The sequence below is a fragment of the Stenotrophomonas maltophilia genome, assembly GCF_900186865.1.
In the GTDB taxonomy this organism is placed as follows: Bacteria; Pseudomonadota; Gammaproteobacteria; order Xanthomonadales; family Xanthomonadaceae; genus Stenotrophomonas; species Stenotrophomonas maltophilia.
Window position 1 is genome coordinate 2275778 of sequence record NZ_LT906480.1, and the last position, 12684, is coordinate 2288461.

Below are 12684 nucleotides of genomic sequence, written 5' to 3' on the forward strand. Positions count from 1 at the left end.
GACTGAGACGGACTGGTCCGCAACTGCCAGCGTGGGTGCCTATTCTCGCCAGCTTTCCTGCAGTGACTGGTCCGGATTCTCCCGGCGCCTGCAGGGCGGTCGTTCGGCACCGACGCCAGTGGACCTGCTCGATCAGGTGGTGCAGTCGGCGCTGCACGCAGGCTGATGGTCTGCGCCGGATTCAGCGCGAAGCAGCACCGCAGTACGCCGCATGCAGCGCCTGCAGCACGCCCAGTGCGGGCCCTTCAAGAACCCGGTAGTGGATCGCCTGCGCTTCGCGCCGGGTCGCCACGATATCCAGTCCGCGCAGCACCGCCAGATGCTGTGACAACGCCGATGCGCTCAGGCCGGTCAGTGCCTGCAGTTCCGGTACCGGCGCTTCACCTTCCACCAGGCGGCACAGCACCCGCAGCCGGGCCGGGTGGGCCAGGCTTTTGAGCAGCGTGGCTGCCTGCGACGCGTGTTCGGCCATCGCGGCGCTGTCGAGCTGGGTCCGGGCCATGGTTGACCATTTTGTTTAGAATGATCTAATTTAGAATAATCTAAACAAATGGGCAATCCCATGTACGGCAGCGAAGAGGGCAGGGCATGAACCTGCCATGGAGTGCGGCGGCAGGTGGTGCGTTGATCGGCGCCGCCGCGGTGCTGTTGCTCGCCACCATCGGACGCGTGGCGGGCATCAGCGGCATCACCGCAGGCAGCCTGCGCGCAGGCAAGGGCGAGCGTGCCTGGCGCTGGGCCTTCCTGGCCGGCCTGACCGCATCGGCGGGGCTGGTGCTGTGGTGGCAATCGGTGCCCGAGGCATCGCCGCGTGCGCTGCTGCGTGATGCGCTGCCGGCATGGCAGTTGATGGGAGCCGGCCTGCTGGTCGGCTTCGGTACGCGGCTGGGCAACGGCTGCACCAGCGGTCACGGTGTGTGCGGCATGGCCCGCGCTTCGAAGCGATCGCTGGCGGCCGTGCTGGTGTTCATGGTCTGCGCGATGCTGACCACCTTCCTGGTCCGTCATGGCGGAGGCCCAACATGAGCCGCGCAGTCTGGGCCGCCGGCGCGGCGGGCGCGTTGTTTGGCATGGGGTTGGCACTTTCGGGAATGACCGACGCGCGTCGTGTCCTCGGCTTCCTCGACATCACCGGTGACTTCGATCCCACGCTGCTGTGGGTGCTGGGCTCGGCGCTGCTGGTCAGCGCGATCGGGCAGCGGTGGGTGTTGCGGCGACAGCAGCCGCTGTACGCAGACCGCTTCCGGCTGCCTGTTACCCGGCGTGTGGATGCTCGCCTGCTGCTGGGTGCCGCGCTGTTCGGGATCGGCTGGGGCTGGGCGGGCTATTGCCCAGGCCCGGCCATCGCCGGGGTGGTCGTGGCGTCGCGCGAAGCCCTGTGGTTCGTGCCTTCGATGCTTGCAGGATTCTGGCTGCACGACCGCTTCGTCCGTTGAGGCTTTCACCCCTGTCTCACCCTGCCTGGGGTCCTATCTTCGGATCACGGGGAAAAGGAGTGCAACGACATGGCACGGATGAAGTGGATGGGAAGGGGAATGCTGGCGGTCGCGCTGGCCGCAGCCGTGGCACCGGCACTAGCCTGCACGCGCGCGGTGTACCTGGGTGACAACGGCGATGTGATCACCGCGCGCTCGATGGACTGGAAGGTCGATGTGGCGACCAACCTCTACATACTGCCGCGCGGCATTGCGCGCACCGGCCAGGCCGGCCCGAAGTCGCTGGCGTGGACCGCGCGCTACGGCTCGGTGGTGGCCACCGGCTACGACGTGTCGACCACCGATGGCATGAACGAAAAGGGCCTGGTGGCCAACCTGCTGTGGCTGGTCGAATCGGAGTATCCGCAGCAGCGTGGCAACAAGCCGGGTCTGGCGATTTCGCTGTGGGCGCAGTATGTGCTGGACAACTTCGCTACCGTGGAAGAGGCGGTCGCTGCGTTGAAACGCGAGCCGTACGCGATCGTCACCGACAAGGTGCCCGGTGAAGATCGGCAGGCGACGCTGCACCTGTCGCTGTCCGATGCCAGCGGCGACAGTGCCATCGTCGAGTACATCGGCGGCCGCCAGGTGATCCACCATGACCGGCGCTACCAGGTGATGACCAATTCGCCTATCTTCGAGCAGCAGCTGGCGCTCAACAGCTACTGGCAGCAGATCGGCGGCACGGTGATGCTGCCGGGCACCAACCGCTCTGCTGACCGTTTCGCGCGCGCCTCGTTCTACATCAACGCCATTCCCAAGGCCGAGGATCCGGTGGAGGCCTTGGCCAGTGTGTTCAGCGTGATCCGCAACGCGTCGGTGCCGTATGGCATCACCACGCCGGGTGAGCCGAACATCTCATCCACGCGCTGGCGCACCGTGGCCGACCACAAGCGGCGGCTGTACTTCTTCGAATCGGCATTGACCCCGAACACCTTCTGGGTCGATCTGAACAAGGTCGATTTCGCCGGCAAGGTGCTCAAGCTCGACCTCGGCAAGGACCAGCGCAATACCTTCGCCGGTGATGCACTGGGCCAGTTCGTGCCCAGCGCACCGTTCGCCTTCCTCGGCGTCGACGGTTAGTTCGACGCCTGGCTGGAGGCCGGGTAGACCGCCTGGATCGTGCAGCTGCCGCGGGTGTACTGCGGCAGCGGGGCGATGCCTTCACCGCGCAGATCGTCTGTCTCGAATTCGGCAGTCATGATCCGATCGCCGGGATTGCCACAGATCAGGCCGTTCTGCAGGCCCGAGTGGAAGCTCAGCTGCGGCGCGCGGTCGAGCTGGCGGCAGTGGCTGCCGAGTTCGACCCGGTAGTAGCGATGGCCGCCATTGCGGCGCGGATTGGTCTCCACCAGCATGCCCTGCGGGTCGGATGACCAGGCACGCACGTTGCGCGTGGCAAAGCAGTAGGACGGTGAGCCGCCGAAGCTGCGACGCACCTCCTTGCGTTCGCGGATGGTCACGGCAGGCAGGGTAGCGGTGCGCAGGCGGTCGCTGTCGCGGGCGACGCTGGCATACTCGCGATTCTGCAGCGGGGTGACCGCGCTGATGGTGCATCGGCGGCCGTCGACCACGACGCGTTCGCTGGGGCGGCCGCAGGCCCAGCCGGCGGGGACTTCCAGTTTCAGCGAGGTGGCACCGCGGACGCCGGGGCAATCTTCGTTGAAGTCGATCCGAAAGGGCTGGCCGGAGGCGGCGCGCAGTGCGATCGAGCGCGGTGATGCCTGCTCCACTTCCTGTACGCCGACAGCGTCCATGCAGTGCGGAGCCGGTGGCGTACGCTCCTGTGCGGAGACCGAAGCTGCGAGCACCAGGCCGAGGCTGGTGGCGAGCACCAGGGACACCTGCTGATGGGTCATGTCCTGCACTACCTGCGTTGGATGACGGATCGACTATAGCAACGGTTTGCACGGCCGTTGTTACACGCGCACACTGCCCGGATGGGCGCCATCTTCCATCTGCGGCACTACGGCCAGGCTACCGGCCTGGACCGCCATGACTACGCGCAGTGGGTGCTGCCAGTGCAGGGTGAACTGCAGTTCGAAATGGAAGGTCGCGGAGGTCGGCTGGACGTGCTGCAGGGGGCATTCGTGGCCGCCGGTGAGGCGCATGACCAGATGGCTGATGGTCCCAATGGTTTCGTGATCGTTGACTGTCCTCCGGGCGTACTTGATGACGGCACGCAGGAGCATCTGTGCCGGCAGCGCTGGCTGCATCTGCCGCTGGCATTGCGCCGACGCCTCGCTGAGGTGCAGGCAGGGCAGTCAATGCCGGCGCTGCTGCCGCAGTTGCTGCAGGTATTTGCACCTGCCGGCAGTGGCGCGCGCATGCAGGGTCTGTGTGCGGCGGTCCAGGCCGACCCCGGGCAGGCGTGGCCGGTGGCGCGCATGGCGGCGTTCGTCGGGGTCAGCGAGAGCCGTTTGCATGCGCTGTTCCGGCAGGAGTTCGGGCTCAGCCCGCAGGCCTGGCTCAGTGCAAGCCGGTTGCGTTGGGCCAAGCACCAGCTGCGCACCAGCGTGGCGCCGATCAGCGATATCGCGCTGGCCGCGGGCTATTCCGAGCAGAGCGCACTGACCCGTGCGCTGCGCCGCGAGTGCGGCCAGACTCCCGCAGCGTGGCGCCGGGGCGCCGGACTGTAGGGGCGAGCCACGCTCGGCTTTGCGCACGCGCGGCCGGTCAGGGCAATAGCCTCGGTCAAGAGCGTCCGCTGGCCAGCGCTTACACTGCGCGGCCTGTTCTCTCCCCCCGAAGAACCCGAATGCGCAACAACCCGATGGCCCTAGGCATCGCCAATGGCGTTGCCGCTGGCGCGCTGTGGGGCGTGGTCTTCCTCGCGCCCGCCGTGCTGCAGTCGTTCAACGCCCTGCAATTGTCGGCCGGCCGCTATCTGGTCTACGGCCTGATCGCCGTAGTACTGCTGCTCCCGCGCTGGAAGCGGCTGGCACCCCAGCTGGGTCGCACCGAATGGATCGGGCTGCTGTGGCTGAGCCTGGCCGGGAACCTGGTGTACTTCCTGCTGCTGGCCACGGCGGTGCAGTGGGCCGGCGGTGCGGCGGCGTCGCTGATTGTCGGCCTGATTCCGGTGGTGGTCACCCTGGTCGGCGTGCGCGAACAGGGTGCAGTGCCTTTGAAGCAGCTGCTGCCGGCACTGGGCCTGTGCGTGCTGGGCGTGGCCCTGTTTGGTTGGGAAGCACTGATGTCCGAGCACCTGGCAACTCCGTGGCGGCAGCGCCTGATCGGCCTGCTGTGCGCGTTCGGCGCGCTGTTCTCGTGGGCGTTGTACTCGATCGGCAACAGCCGCTGGCTGGCGCGTCGACCGGACTTGTCCAGCCACGACTGGTCGCTGCTGACCGGCGTCACCACCGGCGGCCTGGCCCTGCTACTGGTGCCGATGGCCTTCATCGGGCACACCAGCGGGCACACGGCGGCGCAGTGGAGTGGTTTCTGGGCAATCAGCGCCGGTGTGGCGGTGGTGGCCTCGATCCTCGGCAATGCGTTCTGGAACCGCGCCAGCCGCCTGCTGCCGCTGACCCTGACCGGCCAGATGATCGTGTTCGAGACGCTGTTCGCGCTGACGTATGCCTTCGCCTGGCAGCAGCGCTGGCCTTCGCTGCTGGAAGCGTTGGCGATCGTGTTCCTGGTGGCCGGCGTGATGCTGTGCGCGCATGCCCATCGTACTCCACGGGCGATCGCCGAACATGTCGGCTGAATGCGTGCGTCAAGCGTGCTGATGCTGCCTTGGTCTCAGATGCAACCAAATGCCGGCACGTTGAGCGATGATCGCGGCACTGGTTTTTTGCATCGCAGCACTTGACAGCAGGCCGGCGCACAGTGTTTTCTGTGCGTCATGGTTTTTGATGCCGCCCACGCCAGCCTGATCGCCCCCGCCACTGCGGGCCGTTCGACTGCGCCGGTCGCCACCACCACCATTACCACCACCACCGTCACCACTGCCCTGGTGCGGCCCGTCGTCTTCGTGTAACTCCCGAAAACCACGGCCCCGCACCATACAGGTGGCGGGGAAGCTCGACACCTGCATGCGACGGGGCCTCCTGCCGAGGTCTGCATGTCTTCCCACGCCCCCGCTCATCCCGTTGCCCCGGCCGATCTGGCTGCACCTTCCATCGTCGTGCACAAGTTCGGCGGCACCTCGGTGGCCGATGCCGAACGCTACCGCCACGTTGCGGGCCTGCTGCTGGCCCGTCCCGAATCGCTGCAGGTCACTGTCGTTTCGGCAATGAAGGGCGTCACTGACGCGCTGATCGAGCTGGCCCAGCTGGCGGCCATGGGCGACGAAGGCTGGCGCGAGGCCTGGCATGCGCTGCGCGCGCGTCACCGTGGCGCCGCCGTGGCCCTGCTGGGCGAGCAGGTGGGCGAGACCGTCGAATGGATCGATGCCCGCTTCGATCAACTGGCCGAAGTGCTTGCGGCGCTGGCGGTGATCGGCGAGCTGCCGCGCGAAGTGCTCGACCGCGTGCAGGGCCTGGGCGAAGTATTCTCCGCGCAACTGCTTGGCACCCACCTGCGTGCCTTGGGCGAAGACTGTGCGGTACTCGATGCACGCGACGTGCTGGTGGTCGGGCATGGCGAACTGGGCGTGGATGTCGACTGGGAGTCCAGCGCGGACCGCCTGGCCAAGTGGCGCCTGCGGCATCCGCAGATGCGCCTGGTCGCCACCGGTTTCGTTGCCCGTGACCGCCATGACCGCATCACCACGCTCGGCCGCAACGGCAGCGACTATTCCGGCGCGATCTTCGCCGCGTTGTTCAATGCCGATGAACTGCACATCTGGACCGACGTCGACGGCGTGCTGTCGGCCGACCCGCGGCTGGTGCCCGAGGCGGTGCAGCTGGAGTCACTGAGCTACGACGAGGCCTGCGAACTGGCTTATTTCGGCGCCAAGGTGGTGCACCCGCAGACGATGTCGCCGGCGATCCGCCTCGGCCTGCCGATCTTCATCCGCAATACCTTCCAGCCGGCGCATCCGGGGACGCGCATCAGCGCCGAGCGCTCGCCGCGCGGGCCGGTGAAGGGCCTGACCCTGAGCCCCGGCTTGGCCCTGTTGAACCTGGAGGGCACCGGCCTGATCGGCGTGCCCGGTACCGCCGAGCGCGTGTTCGCGGCGCTGCGCCAGGCGCAGGTGTCGGTGGTGATGATCTCGCAGGGTTCGTCAGAGCATTCGATCTGCTGCGTGGTGCGCGCCGCCGAAGCCGCGCGTGGCCGCGAAGCGCTGCTGCACGCGTTCGCGCATGAACTGTCGGTAGGGCAGGTGCAGCGGGTGCAGGTCAGTGAGGGCGTCAGCGTGCTGGCGGCAGTGGGTGACGGCATGGCCGGCCAGCCCGGTGTGGCGGCGCGCCTGTTCGAGGCGCTGGGACGCGCGCAGGTGAACATCCTGGCGATCGCGCAGGGCTCGTCGGAGCGCAATATTTCTGTGGCGGTGGACAGTGCCGATGCCACCCGCGCATTGCGGGCCGCACATGCGGGCTTCTGGCTGTCGTCGCAGACGTTCGCGGTCGGCGTGATCGGGCCGGGCAACGTCGGCGCGGCACTGCTGGACCAGCTGCTGGCGGCCCGCCTGCAGCTGCTGGCCAAGGCCAATGTGGATCTTCGCCTGCGCGCGCTGGCCTCGCGTTCGCGCATGCGGCTGGAAGTGGATGGCCTGCACGCCGATTGGCGGGAGGCATTGCAGGACGCGGGCGAGCCCAGCGACCTGGATCGCTTCACCGAACACCTGCTGGCCGCGCACCTGCCGCATGCGGTGGTGATCGACTGCAGTGGCAGCGCCGACGTGGCCGAGCGCTATGAGGGCTGGCTGGCCGCCGGCATCCACGTGGTGACTCCGAACAAGCAGGCCGGTGCTGGCCCGTTGCCGCGCTACCAGCGCATCCGCGCTGCTGCGGCGGCCAGTGGTGCGCGCTTCCGCTACGAAGCCACGGTGGGCGCGGGCCTGCCGGTGATCACCACGCTGCGTGATCTGGTCGATACGGGCGACGAGGTGCTGGCGATCGAAGGCATCTTCTCCGGCACGCTGGCGTGGCTGTTCAACCGCTTCGACGGCAGTCAGCCGTTCTCGCAGCTGGTCGCGCAGGCGCGGTCGATGGGCTACACCGAGCCGGACCCGCGCGATGATCTTTCGGGCGTGGACGTGGCGCGCAAGCTGGTGATCCTCGCCCGCGAGGCCGGCCACGCGCTCAGCCTGGAACAGGTACAGGTGGAAAGCCTGGTGCCGGCGCTGCTGCGCGACGGCAGCGTGGATGACTTCATGGCGCGGCTGGGCGAGTCCGATGCCAGCCTGTTGCAGCGGTTGCAGGACGCGCGGGCGCGTGGCGCGGTGCTGCGCTACGTGGCACAGCTGGGCGCTGACGGTGCCTCGGTGGGCCTGCAGGAACTGCCCGCCGACCACGCCTTCGCCAACCTTCGGTTGACCGATAACGTGGTGCAGTTCCGTACCCGTCGCTACTGCGACAACCCGTTGGTGGTGCAGGGTCCGGGCGCCGGCCCGGAAGTCACCGCCGCCGGTGTGTTTGCCGACCTGCTGCGGGTCGCGGCCGGTGAAGGAGCGCGCCTGTGATCGCACGTGCGTTCGCGCCGGCCTCGGTGGCCAACGTAGCGGTGGGCTTCGATATTCTCGGTCACGCCATTTCCGGTGTTGGCGATACCGTGAGCGTGCGCCGCATCGACGAGCCGCTGGTGCGCATCGAGGCGATTCGCGGCAGTGCCGTCGAGCTGCCGCTGGAGGCAGCCGGGAACACCGCCGGCGCTGCGCTGATGTCACTGCGCGACGGCCTGGGCCTGGATTTCGGATTCGCGGTGGAGATCGACAAGGGCATTCCGTTCGGTTCCGGCATGGGCGGTTCGGCAGCGTCATGCGTTGCGGCGCTGGTTGCCGCCAACGCGCTGCTGGATGTACCGCTGTCGCGCGAGGCGCTGTATCCGTTTGCGCTCGATGGCGAGGCGGTGGCCAGCGGTGGCCGCCACGGCGACAACGTGGGGCCGCTGCTGCTGGGTGGTCTTGCGCTGTGTACGGCCGATCGCCTGCTGCCAATTCCGGTGCCGGCGACCTGGCACAGCCTGCTGGTGCATCCGCACGCGGTGCTGGAAACACGCCGTGCGCGCCAGGTGCTGCAGGGCAGCTACGCGCTGGGTGAATTCGTGGCACAGAGTGCGAACCTCGCGCTGGTACTCAGTGGTTGCCATCGTAGTGATGCGGCGCTGGTGCGGGCTGGATTGCGCGATGTGCTGGTCGAACCACGGCGGGCCGGCCTGATTGCAGGTTTCGAAGCAGCCCGCGATGCGGCGCTGTCGGCCCATGCAATGGGTGCGGGCATCTCCGGTGCCGGACCCAGCGTGTTCGCCTGGTTCGAGGACGCCGACCAGGCCCGCACCGCTGTCGCACCGGTGCAGGCGGCATTTGCCGCCGCCGGTTTCGACAGCGATGCCTGGGTGTCGCCGCTGGATGCACCGGGAGCCCGCTTGTGCTGAATCCTTCCCCTTTACTGGATACCGAACCCATGCAATTTGTTTCGACCCGGGGTCAGTCCCCGGCCGTTGGCCTCAGTGCGGCGATCGCTTCAGGATTGGCGCCCGATGGAGGGCTGTATGTTCCGCAGGTGCTGCCGGCGGCACGTGAGCTGCGGGCCGGCGCAACGCTGGCCGATACCGCCGCCGATCTGCTGGCACCGTTCTTTTCCGGCGACGCGCTGGAGTCTGCGTTGCCGTCGATCTGCCGGGAAGCGTTCGACTTTCAGGTTCCGCTGCGTGCATTGGGCGGCGGTGACCATGTGCTGGAGCTGTTCCATGGGCCGACGGCGGCGTTCAAGGATATCGGTGCGCGCTTCCTGGCCGGAACACTGTCGCGGCTGCAGGCCGGCAAGGACCACGATCTGACGATTGTTGTCGCCACGTCTGGCGATACCGGCGCCGCCGTTGCTGCGGCCTTCCATCGCCAGCCCGGCGTGCGCGTGGTGGTGCTGTATCCGGATGGCCGCGTGTCACCGCGCCAGGCGCATCAGCTCGGTTGTTTCGGCGACAACATCCAGGCGCTGCGCGTGGCCGGCGCGTTCGACGATTGCCAGGCGATGGTCAAGCAGGCACTGGCTGACCGCGAACTGCAGGCGCAGGGGCCGCTGAGTTCGGCCAACAGCATCAGCCTCGGCCGCCTGCTGCCGCAGATGAGTTATTACGCGCATGCGGCGTTGTCCCATTACGCGACGCATCGTCGTCGGCTCAATCTGGTGGTGCCGACCGGCAACCTTGGCAATGCGATGGCGGCCGTGCTGGCGCGCGCGCTGGGCGTGCCGATCGGGCAGATCGTGCTGGCCACCAATGCCAATGCGGTACTGCCGGCGTACTTCAATGGCGGCGACTACCAGCCGCAGGCCAGCGTGGCCACCGTGGCCAATGCAATGGACGTAGGGGCGCCCAGCAACTTTGAACGCCTGCGCTGGCTTTACCTCGGAGATGACGCCGAGCTGCGCGCTGCGTTCCGCGCGTTCGCGGTGGATGACGTGACCATCCGCGCGACGATTGCGGCGGCGCACGCCAGCAACGGCGAACTGTTCTGCCCGCATACGGCCACAGCGGTGAAGGTGCTGCAGGACCTGCGTGCGCGCGGCGCCAAGGGCGACTGGGCGGTGGTGGCTACCGCACATCCGGCCAAGTTCGAGGCAGTGGTGGAGCCCTTGATTGGCGAAGCAGTGGCCGTGCCGCCGGCGCTGGATGCGCTGCTGCAGCGGCCCGCGCACGCGGAACCGTTGGCCGCGGAGTATGCGGCGTTGCGCGAGGTGTTGCTGCGTTGATCGAAGGCATCTGGGGTTGCCGGCCAGCGGCCGGCACTACCCGTGCTGCGTCCACCTGGTAGTGCCGGCCGCTGGCCGGCAACCCAGCCAACCGCGATGCGGTCAGATCAACCCTTCACCGGCCAGCGTGCGCAACCCGTCCTCGTCGAGGATCTCCACTACGTTCAGGTGGGGCAGGGCAATCAGCCCCTGCTGGCGCAGCTTGGTGAAGGTACGGCTGACCGTTTCCATGGTCAGGCCCAGATGGTCGGCGATGTCGCCACGCCCCATCGGCAGCGAGACGCGCAGGCCATCGCCACCCAGCTTGGCCTCGCGCGCGGCCAGGCGCAGCAGGAAGTCGGCCACTTTCTCGGCCGGCTGCAGCCGCGCCAGTGCCAGCGCGGCATCCTGCGCGGCGTCCAGCTCCTGGCAGGCACGCTGCAGCAGCTTGCGTTCCAGGTGCGGGAAGCGGCTGCGAAGCGCCTTCATCTGCGGCAGCGCGACACGGCATACGCGGCTGTCTGCGATGGCCTCGATATCGTAGCGGTGGTGGTCACTGCCGCTCAGGCCCAGGTAGTCGCCAGGAAGCACGAAGCCATTGATCTGGCGGCGGCCATCGGCCAGGGTGCGCACCAGGCGCAGGGCGCCGCCGGTCAATGTATAGACATGGTCGCGCTCTTCGCCGGTGCGGGCCAGGGTACTGCCCATGCTGACCTGCTGGGAAACGGTGACCTGTTCCAGTGCCTGCACTTCATCGGGCGACAGCGCCGAGCACACCGCAAGGTGGCGAACCGAGCAGTGCAGGCAGTCCAGCGTGTTGCAGGACGGCGAGGCGGGATCGTTGGTGGCGGGCGGAGCGCCGGAAGGCCGTGACATGTTGCGGGGGCGTATCGCGGGCGGGGAGGGCCTTATGATACTTCAAGCGGCCGTTCGACCCTGCCCGAGGCGGGGGCGCTAGAATGTCGCCCCCTCCCACGTCCCGTTCCAGCAGGAGTTCCGCCCGTGATCAAGCCCCGTACCCCGCCCGGCACCCTTGAACTGTTGCCGCGCGAGCAGATTGCGTTCCAGCGCATGCTGGACGTGATCCGTCGCAACTACGAGCGCTTCGGGTTCCTGCCGGTGGAGACGCCGGTGTTCGAGCTGTCCGACGTGCTGCTGACCAAGTCCGGTGGCGAGACCGAGCGCCAGGTGTATTTCGTGCAGTCCACCGGTGCGCTGGCCAACGCCGCCGAATCGGGTGACCGTTCGCTGCCGGAAATGGCGCTGCGCTTCGACCTGACCGTGCCGCTGGCGCGCTACGTGGCCGAGCACGAGCATGAACTGACCTTCCCGTTCCGTCGCTACCAGATGCAGCGGGTGTACCGCGGCGAGCGCGCCCAACGCGGCCGCTTCCGTGAGTTCTACCAGTGCGACATCGACGTGATCGGCAAGGACAGCCTGAGCGTGCGATACGACGCCGAAGTGCTGGCGGTCATCCACGCGGTGTTCTCGGAACTGCGCATCGGTGACTTCAGCATCCAGCTGAACAACCGCAAGTTGATGCGTGGCTTCTTCGAGAGCCTGGGCGTGGCGGAGGGCGAGCGCCAGCTGGCAGTGCTGCGCGAAGTGGACAAGCTGGACAAGCGCGGCGCCGATTACGTGCGCGAGACGCTGGTGGGCGAGGGCTTCGAGATTCCGGCCGAGCAGGTCGAGAAGATCCTGGCGTTCGTGGCCGTGCGTTCGCAGGGCCATGCCGATGCACTGGCGCAGCTGGCCACGCTTGAAGCCGACGCCGGTTCTTCGGAGATCCTGCGTACCGGCGTCGCCGAACTGCGCGAAGTGCTGCAGCTGGTGCAGGCGCTGGGCGTGCCGGAAACCGCGTACTGCCTGAATTTCTCCATTGCGCGCGGCCTGGACTACTACACCGGTACCGTCTACGAGACCACGCTGACCGACCACCCGCAGATCGGTTCGATCTGCTCGGGCGGCCGCTACGAAGACCTGGCCAGCCACTACAGCAAGTCGAAGCTGCCGGGCGTGGGCATCTCCATCGGCCTGTCGCGCCTGTTCTGGCAGCTGCGCGAAGCCGGCCTGATCGATGGCATCGAGGGCAGCAGCGTGCAGGCGCTGGTGGCGCTGATGGACGAGCAGGGCATGCCGCAGTCGCTGGACATCGCGCGCCGCCTTCGCGCCGGTGGCATCAACACCGAAGTGCAGATGGAGCCGAAGAAGATCGGCAAGCAGTTCCAGTACGCCGCCAAGGCCGGCATCCGCTTCGTGGTGCTGGCCGGTGAGGACGAGCTGGCGCGCGGCGTGGTGGCGGTGAAGGACCTCCTGCGCGAGCAGCAGTTCGAAGTCTCCCGTGACGAGTTGGCCAGCACCCTGCAGGTCGAGCTGGAGCAGTCGAAGGTGATGTAACGGCCCCTGGCAGCATGCAGCGCTTCAACGAAACG

The 12684-nt window shown here is 67.7% G+C and carries 14 protein-coding genes; 10 read left to right on the forward strand and 4 right to left on the reverse strand.

All coding sequences use genetic code 11. The annotated features are described in order from the left end of the window. The first annotated feature begins 31 nt into the window (after nucleotides 1-31). Nucleotides 32-166: a hypothetical protein gene (locus CKW06_RS24090; RefSeq protein WP_255211732.1), complete on the forward strand. Its 135-nt coding sequence runs from the start codon at nucleotides 32-34 to the stop codon at nucleotides 164-166. A gap of 15 nt (nucleotides 167-181) precedes the next feature. Here the strand turns inward: CKW06_RS24090 and CKW06_RS11065 are convergent, their stop codons facing one another. After that, the gene (locus CKW06_RS11065) at nucleotides 182-502 is read right to left on the reverse strand and encodes an ArsR/SmtB family transcription factor (RefSeq protein ID WP_012480019.1); all 321 of its coding nucleotides are present in this window, start codon (nucleotides 500-502) and stop codon (nucleotides 182-184) included. A gap of 86 nt (nucleotides 503-588) precedes the next feature. Between CKW06_RS11065 and CKW06_RS11070 the strand changes: the two genes are divergently transcribed. The 3 genes from CKW06_RS11070 (at nucleotide 589) to CKW06_RS11080 (ending at nucleotide 2558) form a co-directional block, all read left to right on the forward strand. Further along, nucleotides 589-1026, forward strand: a complete 438-nt coding sequence (locus CKW06_RS11070) for a YeeE/YedE family protein (protein ID WP_005413154.1) — start codon at nucleotides 589-591, stop codon at nucleotides 1024-1026. Next, a complete protein-coding gene (locus CKW06_RS11075; protein WP_024956887.1) occupies nucleotides 1023-1436 on the forward strand; it encodes a DUF6691 family protein in 414 nt (137 codons plus the stop codon). The genes CKW06_RS11070 and CKW06_RS11075 overlap by 4 nt, the downstream gene beginning before the upstream one ends. A 69-nt stretch (nucleotides 1437-1505) precedes the next feature. After that, nucleotides 1506-2558, forward strand: a complete 1053-nt coding sequence (locus tag CKW06_RS11080) for a linear amide C-N hydrolase (RefSeq protein WP_038645921.1) — start codon at nucleotides 1506-1508, stop codon at nucleotides 2556-2558. On the opposite strand, the gene CKW06_RS11085 is transcribed toward CKW06_RS11080, so the two are convergent. Then, nucleotides 2555-3334: a DUF6491 family protein gene (locus CKW06_RS11085; protein ID WP_038645924.1), complete on the reverse strand. Its 780-nt coding sequence runs from the start codon at nucleotides 3332-3334 to the stop codon at nucleotides 2555-2557. The two genes, CKW06_RS11080 and CKW06_RS11085, sit on opposite strands and share 4 nt — an antisense overlap. Before the next feature lie 81 nt (nucleotides 3335-3415). On the opposite strand from CKW06_RS11085, the gene CKW06_RS11090 reads away from it, so the two are divergent. Both CKW06_RS11090 and CKW06_RS11095 read left to right on the forward strand, forming a co-directional pair. Further along, nucleotides 3416-4114: a helix-turn-helix transcriptional regulator gene (locus CKW06_RS11090; protein WP_033833287.1), complete on the forward strand. Its 699-nt coding sequence runs from the start codon at nucleotides 3416-3418 to the stop codon at nucleotides 4112-4114. A 119-nt stretch (nucleotides 4115-4233) separates the two neighbouring features. After that, nucleotides 4234-5184, forward strand: a complete 951-nt coding sequence (locus CKW06_RS11095; RefSeq protein ID WP_038645929.1) for a DMT family transporter — start codon at nucleotides 4234-4236, stop codon at nucleotides 5182-5184. Nucleotides 5185-5193: 9 nt separating this feature from the next. Here the strand turns inward: CKW06_RS11095 and CKW06_RS23735 are convergent, their stop codons facing one another. Then, nucleotides 5194-5514 (reverse strand): hypothetical protein, encoded by a 321-nt coding sequence (locus tag CKW06_RS23735; RefSeq protein WP_162268864.1) that lies wholly within the window; start codon nucleotides 5512-5514, stop codon nucleotides 5194-5196. 27 nt (nucleotides 5515-5541) lie between these two features. Here CKW06_RS23735 and thrA point away from each other — a divergent pair, with 27 nt between their 5' ends. Genes thrA through thrC form a run of 3 tightly spaced genes read left to right on the forward strand, consistent with a single transcriptional unit; the run spans nucleotide 5542 to nucleotide 10273 of the window. Further along, on the forward strand, nucleotides 5542-8046 hold the full coding sequence (thrA, locus tag CKW06_RS11100; RefSeq protein WP_038645932.1) for a bifunctional aspartate kinase/homoserine dehydrogenase I: 2505 nt from the start codon (nucleotides 5542-5544) through the stop codon (nucleotides 8044-8046). Further along, on the forward strand, nucleotides 8043-8957 hold the full coding sequence (locus tag CKW06_RS11105) for a homoserine kinase (protein ID WP_038645935.1): 915 nt from the start codon (nucleotides 8043-8045) through the stop codon (nucleotides 8955-8957). The genes thrA and CKW06_RS11105 overlap by 4 nt, the downstream gene beginning before the upstream one ends. A gap of 29 nt (nucleotides 8958-8986) precedes the next feature. Further along, nucleotides 8987-10273 carry a threonine synthase gene (thrC, locus tag CKW06_RS11110; RefSeq protein ID WP_024958864.1) on the forward strand — a complete coding sequence of 429 codons (1287 nt, stop codon included), beginning with the start codon at nucleotides 8987-8989 and terminating at the stop codon, nucleotides 10271-10273. A gap of 102 nt (nucleotides 10274-10375) precedes the next feature. Here the strand turns inward: thrC and CKW06_RS11115 are convergent, their stop codons facing one another. Next, complete coding sequence (locus tag CKW06_RS11115; RefSeq protein ID WP_005409422.1) at nucleotides 10376-11128, reverse strand: Crp/Fnr family transcriptional regulator; 753 nt, start codon at nucleotides 11126-11128, stop codon at nucleotides 10376-10378. A gap of 126 nt (nucleotides 11129-11254) precedes the next feature. Here CKW06_RS11115 and hisS point away from each other — a divergent pair, with 126 nt between their 5' ends. Next, on the forward strand, nucleotides 11255-12649 hold the full coding sequence (gene hisS, locus CKW06_RS11120) for a histidine--tRNA ligase (RefSeq protein WP_005413164.1): 1395 nt from the start codon (nucleotides 11255-11257) through the stop codon (nucleotides 12647-12649). Nucleotides 12650-12684: the final 35 nt, after the last annotated feature.

Coding starts and splice junctions, on each gene's coding strand:
- CKW06_RS11115 (WP_005409422.1), bottom strand. CDS start 11,128: ATGTCACGGCCTTCCGGCGCTCCGCCCGCCACCAACGATCCCGCCTCG.
- CKW06_RS11090 (WP_033833287.1), top strand. CDS start 3,416: ATGGGCGCCATCTTCCATCTGCGGCACTACGGCCAGGCTACCGGCCTG.
- CKW06_RS23735 (WP_162268864.1), bottom strand. CDS start 5,514: ATGCAGGTGTCGAGCTTCCCCGCCACCTGTATGGTGCGGGGCCGTGGT.
- CKW06_RS11065 (WP_012480019.1), bottom strand. CDS start 502: ATGGCCCGGACCCAGCTCGACAGCGCCGCGATGGCCGAACACGCGTCG.
- thrA (WP_038645932.1), top strand. CDS start 5,542: ATGTCTTCCCACGCCCCCGCTCATCCCGTTGCCCCGGCCGATCTGGCT.
- CKW06_RS11095 (WP_038645929.1), top strand. CDS start 4,234: ATGCGCAACAACCCGATGGCCCTAGGCATCGCCAATGGCGTTGCCGCT.
- CKW06_RS11075 (WP_024956887.1), top strand. CDS start 1,023: ATGAGCCGCGCAGTCTGGGCCGCCGGCGCGGCGGGCGCGTTGTTTGGC.
- CKW06_RS11070 (WP_005413154.1), top strand. CDS start 589: ATGAACCTGCCATGGAGTGCGGCGGCAGGTGGTGCGTTGATCGGCGCC.
- CKW06_RS11085 (WP_038645924.1), bottom strand. CDS start 3,334: ATGACCCATCAGCAGGTGTCCCTGGTGCTCGCCACCAGCCTCGGCCTG.
- CKW06_RS11080 (WP_038645921.1), top strand. CDS start 1,506: ATGGCACGGATGAAGTGGATGGGAAGGGGAATGCTGGCGGTCGCGCTG.
- thrC (WP_024958864.1), top strand. CDS start 8,987: ATGCAATTTGTTTCGACCCGGGGTCAGTCCCCGGCCGTTGGCCTCAGT.